General features: G+C 66.4%; 12 protein-coding genes. 4 read left to right on the top strand and 8 right to left on the bottom strand.

All coding sequences use genetic code 11. The annotated features are described in order from the left end of the window. The first annotated feature begins 141 nt into the window (after positions 1-141). From QZY48_RS27600 to QZY48_RS27610, 3 genes are all read left to right on the top strand, one after another. Complete coding sequence (locus QZY48_RS27600) at positions 142-1,752, top strand: AMP-binding protein (protein WP_295436818.1); 1,611 nt, start codon at positions 142-144, stop codon at positions 1,750-1,752. Between the two features lie 127 nt (positions 1,753-1,879). Then, the gene (locus tag QZY48_RS27605; RefSeq protein ID WP_295436820.1) at positions 1,880-2,137 is read left to right on the top strand and encodes a hypothetical protein; all 258 of its coding nucleotides are present in this window, start codon (positions 1,880-1,882) and stop codon (positions 2,135-2,137) included. A 76-nt stretch (positions 2,138-2,213) separates the two neighbouring features. Next, complete coding sequence (locus QZY48_RS27610; RefSeq protein ID WP_295436821.1) at positions 2,214-2,378, top strand: hypothetical protein; 165 nt, start codon at positions 2,214-2,216, stop codon at positions 2,376-2,378. 9 nt (positions 2,379-2,387) lie between these two features. On the opposite strand, the gene QZY48_RS27615 is transcribed toward QZY48_RS27610, so the two are convergent. From QZY48_RS27615 to glgX, 8 genes are all read right to left on the bottom strand, one after another. Then, positions 2,388-3,110 (bottom strand): methyltransferase domain-containing protein, encoded by a 723-nt coding sequence (locus QZY48_RS27615; protein WP_295436823.1) that lies wholly within the window; start codon positions 3,108-3,110, stop codon positions 2,388-2,390. Positions 3,111-3,245: 135 nt separating this feature from the next. After that, a complete protein-coding gene (locus QZY48_RS27620) occupies positions 3,246-4,043 on the bottom strand; it encodes a Cof-type HAD-IIB family hydrolase (RefSeq protein WP_295436825.1) in 798 nt (265 codons plus the stop codon). A gap of 177 nt (positions 4,044-4,220) precedes the next feature. Next, entirely contained in the window at positions 4,221-5,636 is a 1,416-nt protein-coding gene (locus QZY48_RS27625; RefSeq protein ID WP_295436827.1) for an MBOAT family O-acyltransferase, read from the bottom strand. Then, positions 5,623-6,678, bottom strand: coding sequence for a hypothetical protein (locus QZY48_RS27630; RefSeq protein ID WP_295436828.1), 1,056 nt, complete (start codon positions 6,676-6,678; stop codon positions 5,623-5,625). The genes QZY48_RS27625 and QZY48_RS27630 overlap by 14 nt, the downstream gene beginning before the upstream one ends. 104 nt (positions 6,679-6,782) lie before the next feature. After that, the gene (locus tag QZY48_RS27635) at positions 6,783-7,562 is read right to left on the bottom strand and encodes a CAP domain-containing protein (RefSeq protein WP_295436829.1); all 780 of its coding nucleotides are present in this window, start codon (positions 7,560-7,562) and stop codon (positions 6,783-6,785) included. Positions 7,563-7,768: 206 nt separating this feature from the next. After that, positions 7,769-8,422 (bottom strand): tetratricopeptide repeat protein, encoded by a 654-nt coding sequence (locus QZY48_RS27640; protein WP_295436830.1) that lies wholly within the window; start codon positions 8,420-8,422, stop codon positions 7,769-7,771. 24 nt (positions 8,423-8,446) lie between these two features. Beyond that, positions 8,447-9,457 carry a phosphogluconate dehydrogenase (NAD(+)-dependent, decarboxylating) gene (gnd, locus tag QZY48_RS27645; RefSeq protein WP_295436831.1) on the bottom strand — a complete coding sequence of 337 codons (1,011 nt, stop codon included), beginning with the start codon at positions 9,455-9,457 and terminating at the stop codon, positions 8,447-8,449. 231 nt (positions 9,458-9,688) lie between these two features. Further along, on the bottom strand, positions 9,689-11,767 hold the full coding sequence (gene glgX, locus QZY48_RS27650; RefSeq protein ID WP_295436833.1) for a glycogen debranching protein GlgX: 2,079 nt from the start codon (positions 11,765-11,767) through the stop codon (positions 9,689-9,691). Positions 11,768-11,906: 139 nt separating this feature from the next. Here glgX and QZY48_RS27655 point away from each other — a divergent pair, with 139 nt between their 5' ends. Then, positions 11,907-13,796, top strand: a complete 1,890-nt coding sequence (locus QZY48_RS27655; RefSeq protein WP_295436834.1) for an ATP-binding cassette domain-containing protein — start codon at positions 11,907-11,909, stop codon at positions 13,794-13,796. Positions 13,797-14,565: the final 769 nt, after the last annotated feature.

A 14,565-nucleotide genomic window follows, 5' to 3' on the forward strand; every position in this document is an offset into this window, starting at 1 on the left:
GTAATCGAATAATCCGACCACGATGACGACAACGACAACGACAACGACAACGACGCCCGGTCCGTGAGAACGTCCAGTAGCTGTAGGGTACGCATCGCGTACCCCGCCTTGATCGAGTCGCTGACGAGGATGACGAGGTCGATGATAAGTTCGATGATGAAGAACCAGGATTCGCTTGCCGGCCGGTCGCCCCCCACCGGGGCGGGGCAAGGAGACAGCCCGGTCCCAACCGCGGGTGCGCCCGGCTTTGCGCAGGCCCCGTGGACGGCCGGCCCCGGTCTCGCCCTGATCCAGGCGGCGGGGTTTGACGACGGGCTGGCGGACCCATGCTGGACCTACGATCGCCTCGCCGCGCGCGTCGTCGCGCTGGCGGGTGAACTGCGTTCTCAGGGGTTGGCGCCCGGCGAACTGGTCGCGGTGCCGGAGCGGCCGGCGGCGGGACTGGTCCTGATGCAGCACGCCCTGGCCCGGGTCGGCGCGGCCCTGTTGCCGGTGCGCGCCGCGGCGGACGACCCCGGCTTAGGACCGCTGTTGGCGCTGACCGGTGCCGAGTGGGGTTGGCATTGGGACGGGCAGGCCGACGGCCGTCTCACCCCTCTGGACCGGGTCCGTGGGCAGGGAGGCGCGCTGCCGCCTGCATCAGGCCCGGCGCCGGTCTGGCCCTCCCCCCTAGCCCTGGTGGTGGAGACCAGCGGCAGCACCGGGGTCCCGCGGGCGGCCATGTTGACCCAGCACAATCTGCTGGCCGCCGCCGCCCTGAGCAATCGGCACCTGGCCCTGCGGGTCGGCGATTGCTGGCTCTGCTGCCTGGCGCTGCGCTACATCGGCGGGCTGTCCATCACCTACCGCTGCGCCCTGGCCGGGGCCACGCAACTGCTCCACGAGGGCTTTGATCCGGCACTGGTGGCCGCGGACCTGGAGCGCCGGGCCGTCACCCACCTCTCCCTGGTCCCGCCCATGCTGGCGCGTCTGCTCGCCCTGGAACGGCCGCCGCCGCCCTCCCTGCGAGTGCTGCTGGTCGGCGGCCAGTCGCTCAGCACCCAACTCGCGGGGCAAGCCATTGCGGCCGGCTGGCCGCTGCACCTGACCTACGGGATGACCGAGACCGCGTCCCAGGTCGCCACCTCCGGGCGCCTGCGCGTGCCGCCCGCCGCGGGCCTGGTGGGTCGGCCCCTGGCCGGGTTGGAGGTCGACTGCCCCGGGGGCCCCGACGGACCGGCTCCCCTGCGGGTGCGGGGACCGGTGGTCATGGCCGGCTATGCCAATCCGGAGCGCCGGCCCGGTCTGGGTCTCGCCGCGGGTTGGTTCACGACCTCGGACCTCGCCCGCCGGGGGGAGGACGGCGCTTTGTGCATCCTGGGGCGCGCCGATGAAGTGCTGGTCACCGGCGGGGTCAAGGTGAACCCGGGGTGGGTGGAGTCGCTCCTTGCCGGGGCACCGGGGGTCGGGGAGGTGGCGGTGGTCGGGGTCGCGGACCCGGTGTGGGGCCAACGGCTGGTAGCGCTCTACACCGGAGAGGCGACGCCCGCGGCCCTGGAGGCCTGGTGTCGGGTCAATCTGGCGGGGCCGCAGCGCCCGCGTGTCTTTCGGTCCCGGGCCGAGTTGCCGCTCCTGAAGTCCGGCAAGCTGGACCGTCGTCGCCTGCGGGTCCTGGCCCAAGAGCCCGGTTCACCTGGAAAGACCGGCGCAGATGAAGTGCTTTGCCAAACGGCGGCGCTTGCACCACAATCGCGCGACGGCCCCCCCGTCTGAGCCGGTGCGCCGCCGGCCGCGACGCTACTCCCTTGGCCGCGGCTGGCCGCGGCGTCGCGGGCCCGCGGCGTGCTTCCAGTCCGCGACTGGTCAGTCCCCTGTCGATTTTTGATTCAGGAGCTTGCTTATGACCCGCACGATCAAGTATCTGCTGTTGTCGGCCACCCTGGCCGTCGTGGCGCCGCCGCTCGCGCAGGCGAATAAACAAGACTATTCCGATCGCCAGCCGAAGAGCAGCATCGGAGCGAGCAGTGGTCCCACCGACCAGAATCAGATCAGATGCCCTGATGGTCAGCGGCTGGAGGGTAATCGGTGCGTCGATACGCGACCCACATGCCCTTATGGGCAGCGACTGGAGGGTTACCGGTGCGTCGATTCGCGATAGGCATCGATCCGGACGGAGGCTGAGGAAATGCTGGGAACGATTTCCGGCTGAGCATCGGCGCCCGGCCACCGAAACCGTGCCGCGCTTTCTGGCCGGCTCATTGTTGGGGCTGATGCTCAACAGTCTGGTGGTGGTGATTGTAAGTCTGGCCGAACTTCCATCTGGGTTCGCGGCGATACTCATGGCAACCCTGGTGCCCGGAATATTGCTCGGCGTAAACCGGGGCTGGGCATTCAGGTAGCGTTGCGGCTCAAGGCTTTTCCGCCAAGCAAAAGACGGTGAGACCGGCGATCCGGTTCCACGGCATCACGAGTGCGCGTTCCAGATCGTGGACCAGGGTCAGTGCACGGTTGACAACCGGTGGATACAAGGCCAGCGAACTCGTGGGTTGAATTTCGCCGCGGCGCAGGCGCCCGCGTTCCCGCAATCGCATAGCCGCGGCGATGGGGAATAGTAGCCCAAAGAAATAGCGGGACTTTATCACCCGCAGTTCAGCGCGTCGCACGAGGTCGTCCACCATGCCGATGCGGTAGCGGCGGTAGTGTTCAAGAAAGGTGTCATGCCCGGACCAGAGGGATTGGAAGGCCGGCACCGTAATCAGGATACGTCCGCCGGATGGCATCGGGTCGGAGTAGGCCCGTAATAGTCCCAGGTCGTCCGCGACATGTTCGAGCACATCCATCATCAAGATCAGCCGATGATCGATGTCAGTAACGCTACGCACAAAGCGCACCGGGTGGCCGGCAAAGATCTCATCCCGCTCTTGGCTGTACGCGGGATCCACGCATACCGCACTTGCGCAACGTTCTGACGCAATCAAATATTTGGAAAAGAAGCCGGACCCCGCGCCGACGTCAAGGACACTCGGGGTGCGATAGTCGCCCAAGAACCGGGCCATTGCGCGTCCTTTGGAGGCGTAGTACCAGTGGTTGCCGACATCGGCGCCGAGAATTGCTTCTTCTTTGACATCCACACCCTAACCTCTAAACCAGTTAATGAAATACATGACCTGTCTCGGCGACGGGCGGTTCTGGGGTGTTGCGGATTGCACATACGATGCAAGCGTACCCGACCAGCGGTTGGTAATGTCGCGGATAGTATACGTGGGCTAATCGGGAAAGAACAACCGCTCCAGGTAGCGGGCCACCGCCTCGTCGGCATTGCTGCCGATCACCCGCAGTGCGGGCAGGGCTGCCGGCAGGCGCGGGTCCGCGTTCGCCATGACGATTCCGGTGCCGGCCAGCGCGAGCATCTCCAGGTCGTTCATGCCGTCACCAAAGGCGAGTACCTCGCCGAGTGCGATCCCGCGCCGCTGCGCCACCCGTGCCAGTGCCGCCCCCTTGGACACGCCGTGCGCCATGATCTCAAGGGTCACGGGGAGTGAGAAGGTGGTGGCTATAAGGTCGCCGAAACGCTCGCGGACCTGTTGCGCGATGGCGTGCAGGCGCGCCGGTGCGCCGTAGAAGAACACCTTCAGTACGTCGCTGCCGTCGATGGTCCGCAGATCGACCACCCGGTAGCGGAATCCTGAGCCCTGGTGGAAGCTCAGCAGATAGGGCTCGGGACGGGCCACCAGCCAGTCTTGCGTACGATAGACATTGGTGTGGACATCGGCGAACGCCGGCTCGTTGATCAGGGCGCGGACACACTCGGGGTCGAGCGGGGTGCAATCGATCAGCCGGGATCGGCAATCATGTACCGCGGCACCATTCGACGAGATCAGGCAGCCGTGACCGCCGAGTTGGTCCGCGAAGGTGCGGATGTCCTGGAAGTGCCGCCCGGAGGCGAGCATTGCATCAATGCCCTGCGTGCGCATTCGCGCCAGCACCGAGCGCGTGTAGTCGCCCAGCCGATGCTCGGGGGTGAGCAGGGTGCCGTCGAGGTCGCAGACAATGAGATTATGCATCGGGTGATCCTGAAGCCTCTGAATATCCAGCGTGCAGCAGTGGCGCAGACCTTGAGTTCCGGGGTGGACTGCGACGGTCGAAATGCCGGCTTGGGACGCGGACTGCGCCACCGCCCCGCAGCCGCGCGCCAACCGATGACCGTAGGCAAGAGACCGACAGCACATCGCGGGATAGGATCAGAACTGAAAGTAGATGAATGGCGCACTGGTGAGCGGCACGAGCCACAAGAACAGCGCCGCAGCAATCCCTGTAAATCCCGCATAGGCAGGCCAGCCAAGGCGCAGTTCCCAGCTCCCGGGCGCCGCCGCCTGCAGGCGGCCAAGGACGGCATCCGCAATCACCGGCAGCACAATCGCGGGCAACACCCACGGCGGCATCGTCTCTTGCCCGCTGCCGACGCCGATACCCGCCATGCCGCGCAGCATCGTCAGGCTGTCGTCCAAGGATTGGGAGCGGAAGAACACCCAGGCCACCAGGACCCAAAGTTGGGTGAGCAACAGGCTGGGAACCAGTCCCCACGCGGTCCCTTTTCGCTCGCCGGTCCACATTATCCATTGTTTGTGGACAATGAGTGCGAGTCCATGCAGTCCGCCCCAGATTACAAAATTCCATGACGCGCCATGCCAAAGCCCGCCGAGCAGCATGGTGAGCATGAGGTTACGGTATTGTAAGCGGATCCCGTAGCGATTGCCGCCCAGCGGCACATACAGGTAATCGCGTAACCACGTCGACAGCGACATATGCCACCGGTGCCAGAAGTCCGCAATATTTCTGGCGCTGTAAGGAAAATTGAAATTGTCCGGCAGGCGATAGCCGAAGAACCAGGCAATGCCGATCGCCATGGTCGTATAGCCGTTGAAATCGAAATAGATCTGCCCGTAGTAGGCCAGTGCCCCTCCCCACAGGCCCAGCGTGCTCCAGCGTTGCGGGTCGGCAAAGACCTGGTCGGCAATCACGGCGAGGGTATCGGCGATCACCGCCTTATAAAAAAAACCGATCAGAAAAAGCCTTAGTCCAGCCGCCAGCCGTTCGTCGCAACGTTGCCGATCGCTCCGCAGTTGGGGCATAAAAAAGCTCGATCGGATGATCGGCCCGGCCACCAATTGGGGGAAAAACGCGATATAGAGAAGGACCTCGCGGAAAGAATAATCCGGGCGCACGACCGCCCGGTACACGTCGACGGTATAACTGATGGCATGGAAGGTGTAGAAACTGATGCCTACCGGCAGGATCACATGCCAGGCCGGGAGCTGCGCTGCGCTCCCCAGGAGCGCTGCCACGCCCTGCAAGGAATCCATAAAAAAATTGAAATACTTGAAAAAGAACAGGACCCCGAGATGTGCGATCAGCGAGGTGATCAGGATCAGACGCCGCCGCTCCTGGTTCCGGCATCGGCTGATACCGAGTGCCCCAAGATAGGCGACCACTGCCACGAACAGCATGAGTGCCACGAAGCGGAAATCCCACCACCCGTAGAAAAAGAGACTGGCGGCGACCAGGAACCACTGCCGTGCCACCCGCGTGCCGATGCGCCAATAGATGAGGTAACAGACAACGAAAAAGATCAGGAACGGAAGGCTAGTGAAGAGCATCGCGAATCCTGGCGTTTGCGGCAAGTGTCTCGGCCAGCCAGTAGGTCCAGCGCTGCGCACCGGCGCTGTTGAGATGCCCGAGGTCGGTCCAATAGCCACCCGCCAGTGCCGACGTCAGCGCGGCGTCGATCGCAATACAGTCGGGCGCCAAGGCGCGGCAGCTGCTGCCCACCCCGGCGCGCCGCTCGACACTCGCCATCGGGGGTTGAAAGAAGATGATGTCACGTATTCCTTGTCGCCGCCAAGCGCTTGCCTGTGCGGCCCTGAAAGTGCTCACCGCGGGGTCGGAGCCAGGCTCGGCCGGCTGCTCCAGTTGCTGGACGATCGTCTCCAGCGTCGGTGCATGATTATCCGACTGTTCGGGCAGAAAGCCGGTGAGCGACCGGGGCTGGCCCAACACGGCAGAGTGAAGGAAGCCGAGGTGACTGTAATGGCCGAGACAGTGCAGGATGACGTCCACGCTGGCCGTGATGCGCGGGTCGGAACCGCTGCTTGCGGTGCTGCGCCAAATCTGACGAAGCATCGCCGCGGTGCGCTCCGCGTCGCGGTAGGAGAGGGCCGCAGGCTTGAAGCGGTTCTCGGGCCTTTCGGTCACGCCCCCTTCCGACCCGAGTTCCACCAGCACGGCGGCGGGGACTGTTGCGCCACTGCGCAAATAGCGTTCAAACAGATAATCCTGCTCGTAGGCGTAGGCCCCGGGATAGGTCAACTGGGCCACCCGGACAGCGAGGCCCCGCTGCGCGAGTAGCCGCTCAAGCAGATCCCCGTCCAGCCCTCTGGAGGAATAACTCGAACCCAGGATCACCAATACCGGGCGCGCGTCTTTGGGCGCCAGCGCGCCCGCGAAGACCCCGGCAAGGCTGCTTGGGCCCCGCAGGCCGACGTGGTTCGCCAGAACGGCGAGCGCTATCTGAGCGATGACGAAGGCGACCAAAGCAAACCCGAAGAACTGTCTTCGGTGACTCAGCCGCGGCGTGCGCACCGTCGCGACGAGCACGGCGATGATTGCCATAAGCACCAACAGGGCCGCTGTTGTTTTCATCACCTTTCCGTTTCATGCCGTCACCAAAGGGCGAGCACCTCGCCGCGTTCGATCCCGAAGCGCGGCGCCGCCCGTGCCGGCGTTAGGGTTGGGCAAGGATCGGGCTACCGGTTATCCTCGTCCACGATATCCGCGGCCAGGTCGATGACGACCAGATGGCGGTACAGCGGATGGGTTTCGATCGCGACCCCGACGTAGCGAAACGCCGGGGCCAGGATGTTGTGCCGGTGTCCCCGGTCAGGCACCCCGTCGTCGATCAGCAGCCGGCTCACGACCTCCCGGCCGCTTACGGGGCCGTAGGCGATGACCTCGCCGACCACCCGCTCCCACCGGCCGTAGCGCTGCACCCGTTCGGTCGGCGAACTGCCCTCTTTACCCTCGTGGCCGAGGGCGCCACTGCCGGATTGGTCCAAGGTGTGGTCGCGCGCCGCCCGGGACAGCGCCGTGGAAACCGACAGCGTCGGCATGGGCGAAATCGCTTCCATCTCCCTGGCCGCCTCGTCGACCGCGGACGGCCCTTCCCGGGTTTGCAGGGTGGTCTGGTTCGGATCGAGTGGGTCCACAAAGAGACGATCACGGAACAGGCCGCGGCGGGGCGCCAGGAAGGTCCGGGCGTAACCCGGGGGATTGAGGCGGGCAAGGTTCAAATGGAGTACGACGTCCCGAGCGGTCTGCGTGAGGTATTGGCCGGCGTCGGCTTCCCGCAGTTCAGACTCGCTCCACAGCGCGGCTGGATCGCCGCGCGTTGCTTGCCGCCGCGGTTGGCTCCCCGGTGCCTCTGCGGGGATGTCGGCGCCGGGTGTTGGCCCGAACAGCGTACCCTCAGGCCGCAACGCGGATTCGGCGCGCTGTTCCCCGCAGCCGCCGCTCGCCGCCAAGGTCACCGCGAGCAGGGTCCTGGGTAGATACCGGTGGAGTCCTTCGCGGCGATCCAGAGTGCGCTCCCAGGCGCGGCCCGTGTGAATGTATGAGGCGGGCCGCGGTGTGTGATCTTCACCCCAACCGCCGCCGTTGGTCCGGATCGGCGGCCGCGTCGCGGGACCCATTCCCCGGCCCTGGTCTGACCGATCGCATCGCCGACGCAATGCGCTCAAGGTGCGGCTGCCGGTCCGGGCTTGCGCGCCTGTACCCGTTGCAGCTTCTTCTTCAGCATGGTCGATGTGGGATTGGTCTTCAGACCCGCTTGCAGGACGGCGATGGCCTTGTCGATGTTCCCCTGGTTTTCGTATAGATCGCTCAACCCAACGAAGGCCGGGGCGTGCCCACCCTTGATCTTGATGGCCTTCGCGAAGCTCTCCTCGCCCTCTTTGAATTGACCCAGGCGAGTCTGGATCTCGCCTAATCGCGTGTAGATGTCCGGGACCAGGGAGCACTCATTCCTGGATTTGGTCAGAACATAGCTATAGTCGCTCGCAGCCGCCATGAGCTGGGTGCGCTGGGTCTCCGGCGTCTCCCCCTCGAGCAGGAGCGCGCGGCCGCTCGTGATCAATGCGCTGCAGTAACGCTGATACCCCTGGCAGCCGGATTTCTCCAGGCCATACAGCTTGGCGCGGATCGCCTGGTCCTTGTCTTGATCGGCGCGCAGGCGGCCGCTGACTGCGGCCTCACACCAATCCGGCGTCATGAGACGCGCCAGATCGCCCGGCGTCGTCGTTTGCGCGAAGGCGCCGGTGGACGCCCCCGCCAGTGTGAGTGCGAGGGCCGCGCCGCGGGTAAACGGCATGATGCGATGCCTGATGTTCATGTGCGGATCAACTCCTGTCTGGGCTCAAGGCCGCTCGTGGTGGCCGCCGAACTGGTAACGCATGGCCGAGAGGATTTGGTTCGCAAAATCCGCCTCGCCGCGGGAACTGAAGCGCTCAAAGAGTGCCGCCGTCAAGAGTGGCGCCGGGGTCCCGGTCTCGATCGCCGCCAGGCTGGTCCAGCGGCCCTCGCCGGAGTCTGACACCCGTCCACCAAATTGTTCAAGTCCCGGGTCGCTCTGGAGGGCGGTGGCGGTCAGGTCCAAGAGCCAGGAGGCGACCACGCTGCCGCGCCGCCAGACCTCGGCCACCGCGGCCAGGTCGAATTGGTACTGGTAGTGTTCGGGGTTGCGCAGCGGCGCCGTCTCCGCGTCCGCCGGCCGGTCCGCGCGCCCGGCGCCGGCGTGCTTCAGCAGGTTGAAGCCCTCCGCATAGGCGCCCATCAGGGCGTATTCGATCCCGTTGTGGACCATCTTGACGAAGTGTCCGGCGCCGCTCGGCCCGCAGTGCAGGTAGCCCTGTTCCGCACGGCTGGGTGGGTCGGTCCGCCCGGCGGTGCGCTCGATGTCGCCGACGCCGGGGGCCAGCGATTTGAGGATCGGGTCGAGGCGTTCGACGGCCTGCGCCTCGCCGCCGATCATCAGGCAATAGCCCCGCTCCAGGCCCCAGACGCCGCCGCTGGTCCCGCAGTCGATGAAATGAATGCCCAGCGGCGCGAGGCGCGCGGCGTGGGCAAGGTCGTCACGGTAGTTTGAATTGCCCCCGTCGATGATGCTGTCCCCGGCGCCCAGATGGGGCAGCAGATCGTCGATAACCCGCTCGACCACCGCCGCCGGGACCATGATCCAGGCGTTGCGCGGCGGGGTCAGCCGGGCGCAGAGGTCGGCCGGGTCCGCGGCACCGACCGCGCCCGCCTCGACCAGCGCGGCCACCGCCGCGGCATCCCGGTCATAGACGACACACTGGTGCCCGGCGCGCAGCAGGCGCAGGACCATGTTGGCGCCCATCCGGCCGAGGCCGATCATTCCGAGTTGCATGGTGAGACCCTCTGCTTCGCGCTATTGGCGGACTGATTGATTCGGATGGACCTAGAAAGACGTCATCCACAGATGAACACAGATGAACACAGATTATTCATTGGCTGACGCTTGGCTGGGGGCTCCCCTGGTGGGTGATTGTGACAGTAGCGATAAGCGCATGACAATTCGCGGAAAATCTGTTTTCATCTATGGATTTTAGGATCGCAGGCGGCGCGGCGTGCGGGGCCCTCAGACCGGGTGGGCCTCCAGCACCACCAAGGCGTGGGCGCCGACGCGGATCTGCCCGGCCGTCACCGGGGCCGGGGTGTCCGGCGGGAAGACGCCCGGCTCCGCCATGGTGTCCACGGCCAGGGTCCAGCGCCGGCCGGGCAGGGGCGGTACCGCGAACTCGAGTGCATCCTCCCACATATTGAACATGACGTGCAGCGGCGGTTCCGCGGCGCTGACCCCGGCCAGGGTGAAGGCGAGGGCGCGGTTGTCGGGGACCGACCAGCGTGGTTTGTCGAGCTTCAGCCCGTGCCAGGCGATATCCGGCAGGTCCTGCCCGGGCTCCGGCGCCCCGGTGAGGAAGCGGTCGCGGGTCAGGCTCGGATGGCGGCGGCGCAGGGCGATCAGACCGCGCACATAGGTGAGCATGGGCCGCTGCGCCTCCACCTGGCTCCAGTCGAACCAGGAGAGTTCATTGTCCTGGCAGTAGGTATTGTTGTTGCCGTCCTTGCTGCGCAGGATCTCATCCCCGGACAGCAGCATGGGTACCCCCTGGCTCAGCATCAGGATGCCGATGAAGTTGCGCGCCTGACGGCGGCGCAGGGCCAGGATGGCGGGGTCGTCGGTCGGCCCCTCGACCCCGCAGTTCCAATTGATATTCTGGTCGCCGCCGTCGCGGTTGCCCTCGCCGTTGGCCAGGTTGCGCTTGGTCTCGTAGCTCACCAGGTCCCACAGGCAGAAGCCGTCGTGACAGGTGATGAAGTTCACCGAGTTGGCCGGCCGCCGCCCGCGCGCCTGGTAGAGGTCGCTGGAGCCGGCGATGCGGGTGGCGACCTCGGGGATCAGACCCGGGTCACCGCACACGAAGGCGCGCATCAGGTCGCGGTAGCGCCCGTTCCACTCGGCCCAGCGGAAGCCCGGGAAGTCGCCCACCTGATAGAGCCCGCCGGCGTCCCAGGCCTCGGCGATGATGTGGGAGCGGTTCAACAACGGAGACAACTCGGTGGCCCACAAGAACGGGGCATGATAAAGGGGGTTGCCGTCCTCCCCGCGGGCCAGGGCGCTGGCCAGGTCGAAGCGGAAGCCGTCCACATGCATCCGCTGCACCCAGTACAGCAGCGCATCCACCAGGAAGCGGGTGACGATCGGGTGGTTGCAGTTCACCGTGTTGCCGCAGCCGGTGTAGTCGCGGTAGAGGCGGCGGTCGGTGAAATCCAGGTGATAGAAGACCTCGTTTCCCAAGCCCTTGAAGCTGATGGTCGGACCAGTCCCGCCGCCCTCCGCGGTGTGGTTGAAGACGACGTCCAGGATCACCCCGATCCCGGCGCGGTGCAGCGCCTTGACCATATCGCGGAACTCGTCGCGCGCCCGCGTCGCGTCAGCGGCGAAATGGGGGTGGGGGGCGAAAAAGCTGTGGGTGCTGTAGCCCCAGTAGTTCTGGTGCCCCAGGGCGGCGGTCGCGGGCGGGACGTCCTGGCGGTCGAAGGCCATGATCGGCAGGAGTTCCACATGGGTGATGCCCAGGTCGCTCAGATAGGGGATCTTCTCGATCAGCGCCCGGAAGGTGCCGGGGTGGGCGGTGCCGGCGGAGGGGTGGCGGGTGAAATCGCCCAGATGCATCTCGTAGATCACCGACTCGCTGAGCGGGACGTGGAGGGGTTGGTCGCCCTCCCAGTCGTAATCGTCGCGCAGCACCTGGGCGCGCATGGCGGTCGCCGCATTGTCCCCGGGCCGGGCGGCGCGCGCCCGGTCCCAGAGGCGGTCGCTCACGGTCGTCGCCCAGGGGTCCAGCAGGGCCTTGTCCCCGTCGATCCGGGCGCCGCTCTCGCGGGTATCGCAGCGGCCGTCGACCCGCCAGTTGTACCAGGTGCCGCTCGGCAGGTCCAAGACCAGGCAGTGCCAGAAAAAAAAGGTGCGGTTGACCCGCGGGTCGAGGCGGATGATCTGGAAGGGCGCGGGCGCCTCTTCGCGGTCGAACAGCAGGATCTCCGCCTGCTGCGCATAGCGGCTGAAGACGCAGAAGTTGACCCCGCGATCGACGAAGGCGGCACCGCCCTGGTCCCAGTTGCCGGGCGCGACCTGATAGGTGGGTTGGGTCATTATGGTTTACTCCGCCTTGCCGGGGTTGTGCCCCCGGGGGATTCTAACCCAACACCTTGCATTTTCCCGCCTGCTCGATAACCTGCCCGATTGCGGGCCCCGCGTCGGGCGCCGCCCCGTCCTTCTCGCCGGAACCCCCATGACCATCCTGAGCCTTGAATCCGTTGCCCTCTCCTACGGCCTGCCGCCCCTGCTGGAGGACATCTCCTGCGCCATCGATCGCGGCGAGCGGGTCTGTTTGATCGGGCGCAACGGGACCGGCAAGTCCACCCTGCTCAAGATCATCACCGGGGAGGTCCACCCGGACGGGGGTGAAGTGCGTTTCGGCCAGGGCATGACCGTGGCGCGTCTGGCCCAGGAGGTCCCGCTGCACGGCGACGCCAGTGTCTTCGACGTGGTGGCCGAGGGGCTGGGGGACCTGGGGACCCTGGTACGGGACTACTTCCACCTCTCGCACCACATGACGGCGACGACGACGGCCGACGAACTGGCGCAGTTGGCGCACATCCAGCAGCAGTTGGACGACCGCGGCGGCTGGGAGATCGAGCAGCGCACCGAGCGTGTTATCTCCCGCCTGGGGCTGGACGCCGAGACCCCCTTCAATGCCCTCTCGGGCGGACTCAAGCGGCGGGTGCTGCTGGCCCAGGCGCTGGTGCGGGGGCCGGACCTGCTGCTGCTCGATGAGCCGACCAACCACCTGGACATCGACTCCATTGATTGGCTGGAGGGCTTTCTCAAGGACTTTCAGGGCGGGCTCCTCTTCGTCACCCACGACCGGCGCTTCCTGCAACGCGTCGCCACCCGCATCCTGGAACTGGACCGCGGGCGTCTCACCGACTGGCCGGGCGACTATGCCAACTATCTGCGCCGCAAGGAGGAGCGGCGTCACGCGGAGTCCCAGGCCAATGCCCTCTTCGACCGCCGGCTGGCGGACGAGGAGGTCTGGATCAGGCAGGGCGTCAAGGCGCGGCGCACCCGCAACGAGGGCCGGGTGCGCGCCCTGGAGGCGATGCGTAGCGAGCGCATGGAGCGGCGCGAGCAACAGGGCACCGCACGCCTGCGCCTGAGCGAGGCGGAGCGCTCCGGCAAGCTGGTGGCCGAGGCCGACGGCGTCACCTATGGCTGGGGCGGTGCGCCCGTGATCCGCGATCTCAGCACCCTGATCCTGCGCGGGGACAAGGTCGGCATCATCGGACCCAACGGGGTCGGCAAGAGCACCCTGCTGCGGCTCCTGCTCGGGGACCTGGAACCCCAGTCCGGGACCATCCGCCGCGGCACCAATCTCCAGGTTGCCTATTTCGACCAGATGCGCGCCCAACTCGACCCGGAGCGCAGCGTCCAGGACAACGTCGCCGGCGGCAGCGACCAGGTGATGGTGGACGGCCAGAGCCGTCACGTCCTGTCCTATCTGCGCGACTTCCTGTTCAGCCCCGAGCGCGCCCGCCAGCCCGTCAAGGCCCTCTCCGGGGGTGAGCGCAACCGGCTCCTGCTCGCCAAGCTCTTCACCCGCCCGGCCAACCTGCTGGTGCTCGACGAGCCGACCAACGACCTGGACACCGAGACCCTGGAACTGCTCGAAGACCTGCTGGTCTCGTTCGCCGGGACCGTGCTCCTGGTCAGCCACGACCGCGCCCTGCTGGACAACGTCGTCACCAGTTCACTGGTGTTCGAGGGCAACGGTGTGGTCCAGGACTATGTCGGCGGCTACGAGGACTGGCTGCGCCAGCGCGCCCAGGTGCCCGCGGCGGCACCCAAGACCCTGGCGCCCGCCCCCGGACCGGCCGCGGCCGAGCCCAAGCGCGCGGTGGTCAAGCTGAGCTTCAAGGAGAACAAGGAACTGACTGAACTGCCCGCCCGGATCGAGTCGCTGGAGACGGAGCAGGCGGCCCTGAGTGCCCGCCTCGCCGACCCGGCCATCTACCAGGGCGACGGCACCGCCCTGGCCGCGGTGCGGGAGCGGCTCATCGCGATCGAGACCGAACTGGCCGCGGCCTATGTCCGGTGGGAGGCGCTGGAGGCGCGGCGGTAGGGCGGAACGCCGCAGGCGGTTCCGCCATCTTCGATTCCTCGCGGCGGGGATTGGCGGACCAGGGGGGCAGGGTCTGGACCATGAAAATCTGGAGTCTGTCTCCGGATTTTCATGGTATGCCCGCGGCCAGATCGTCCACTCGGGACGGACGGCCTGGGGCCTCGCTCAGACGGCCGTCACCGCGTCGCCATACCGGACCACGAGCGGGTCATGGCTGAGCAGTCGCAGCGGTGAACAGGCACTCCACCAGGCGGGAGAGATGGGTCTTCGCCTCGAGAATATTGACTGTCTGCATGATGCAACCTCGTGCTGGTCAGATCTGGTCAGAGCATGGCGCGAGTCTGAGGACCGGACAAGGGAGCAACAGCCAAATGACCCACGGGTCCCGCTGCACCCCCGACCTCGATCGGGCAGGGCCTCGCGGGGCTTGGTTGGTCGCGTCCCGGACCCTCGCGGCGGTGTGACCGCAGCGTAACGCCCTGCTGGCCTCGCGGGCGCGGTGTTCATCCCAAATCCGGGAATTGCTCTCACAAAGACACAAAGACACGAAGAAAGACAGATCATTGATGGCGTTGCGCCGAGCGCCGCCCAGGTGACCTCCGCGGCCGACAGATCGCTCTGAAAATCTTTGTGATCTTTGTGTCTTTGTGAGAGAACTTCTCTTTCTGGGTTTATGGCCCCGGCAGCGGCTGGGAGCGCCGCACCCCAGTGCGGCGCGGACTCGCTGGCGACCTCGGGCCTTGCGTGTTGCGGAGAGGCCGCGCCGCAC

It is taken from the genome of uncultured Thiodictyon sp. (genome assembly GCF_903828115.1).
Lineage (GTDB): Bacteria > Pseudomonadota > Gammaproteobacteria > Chromatiales > Chromatiaceae > Thiodictyon.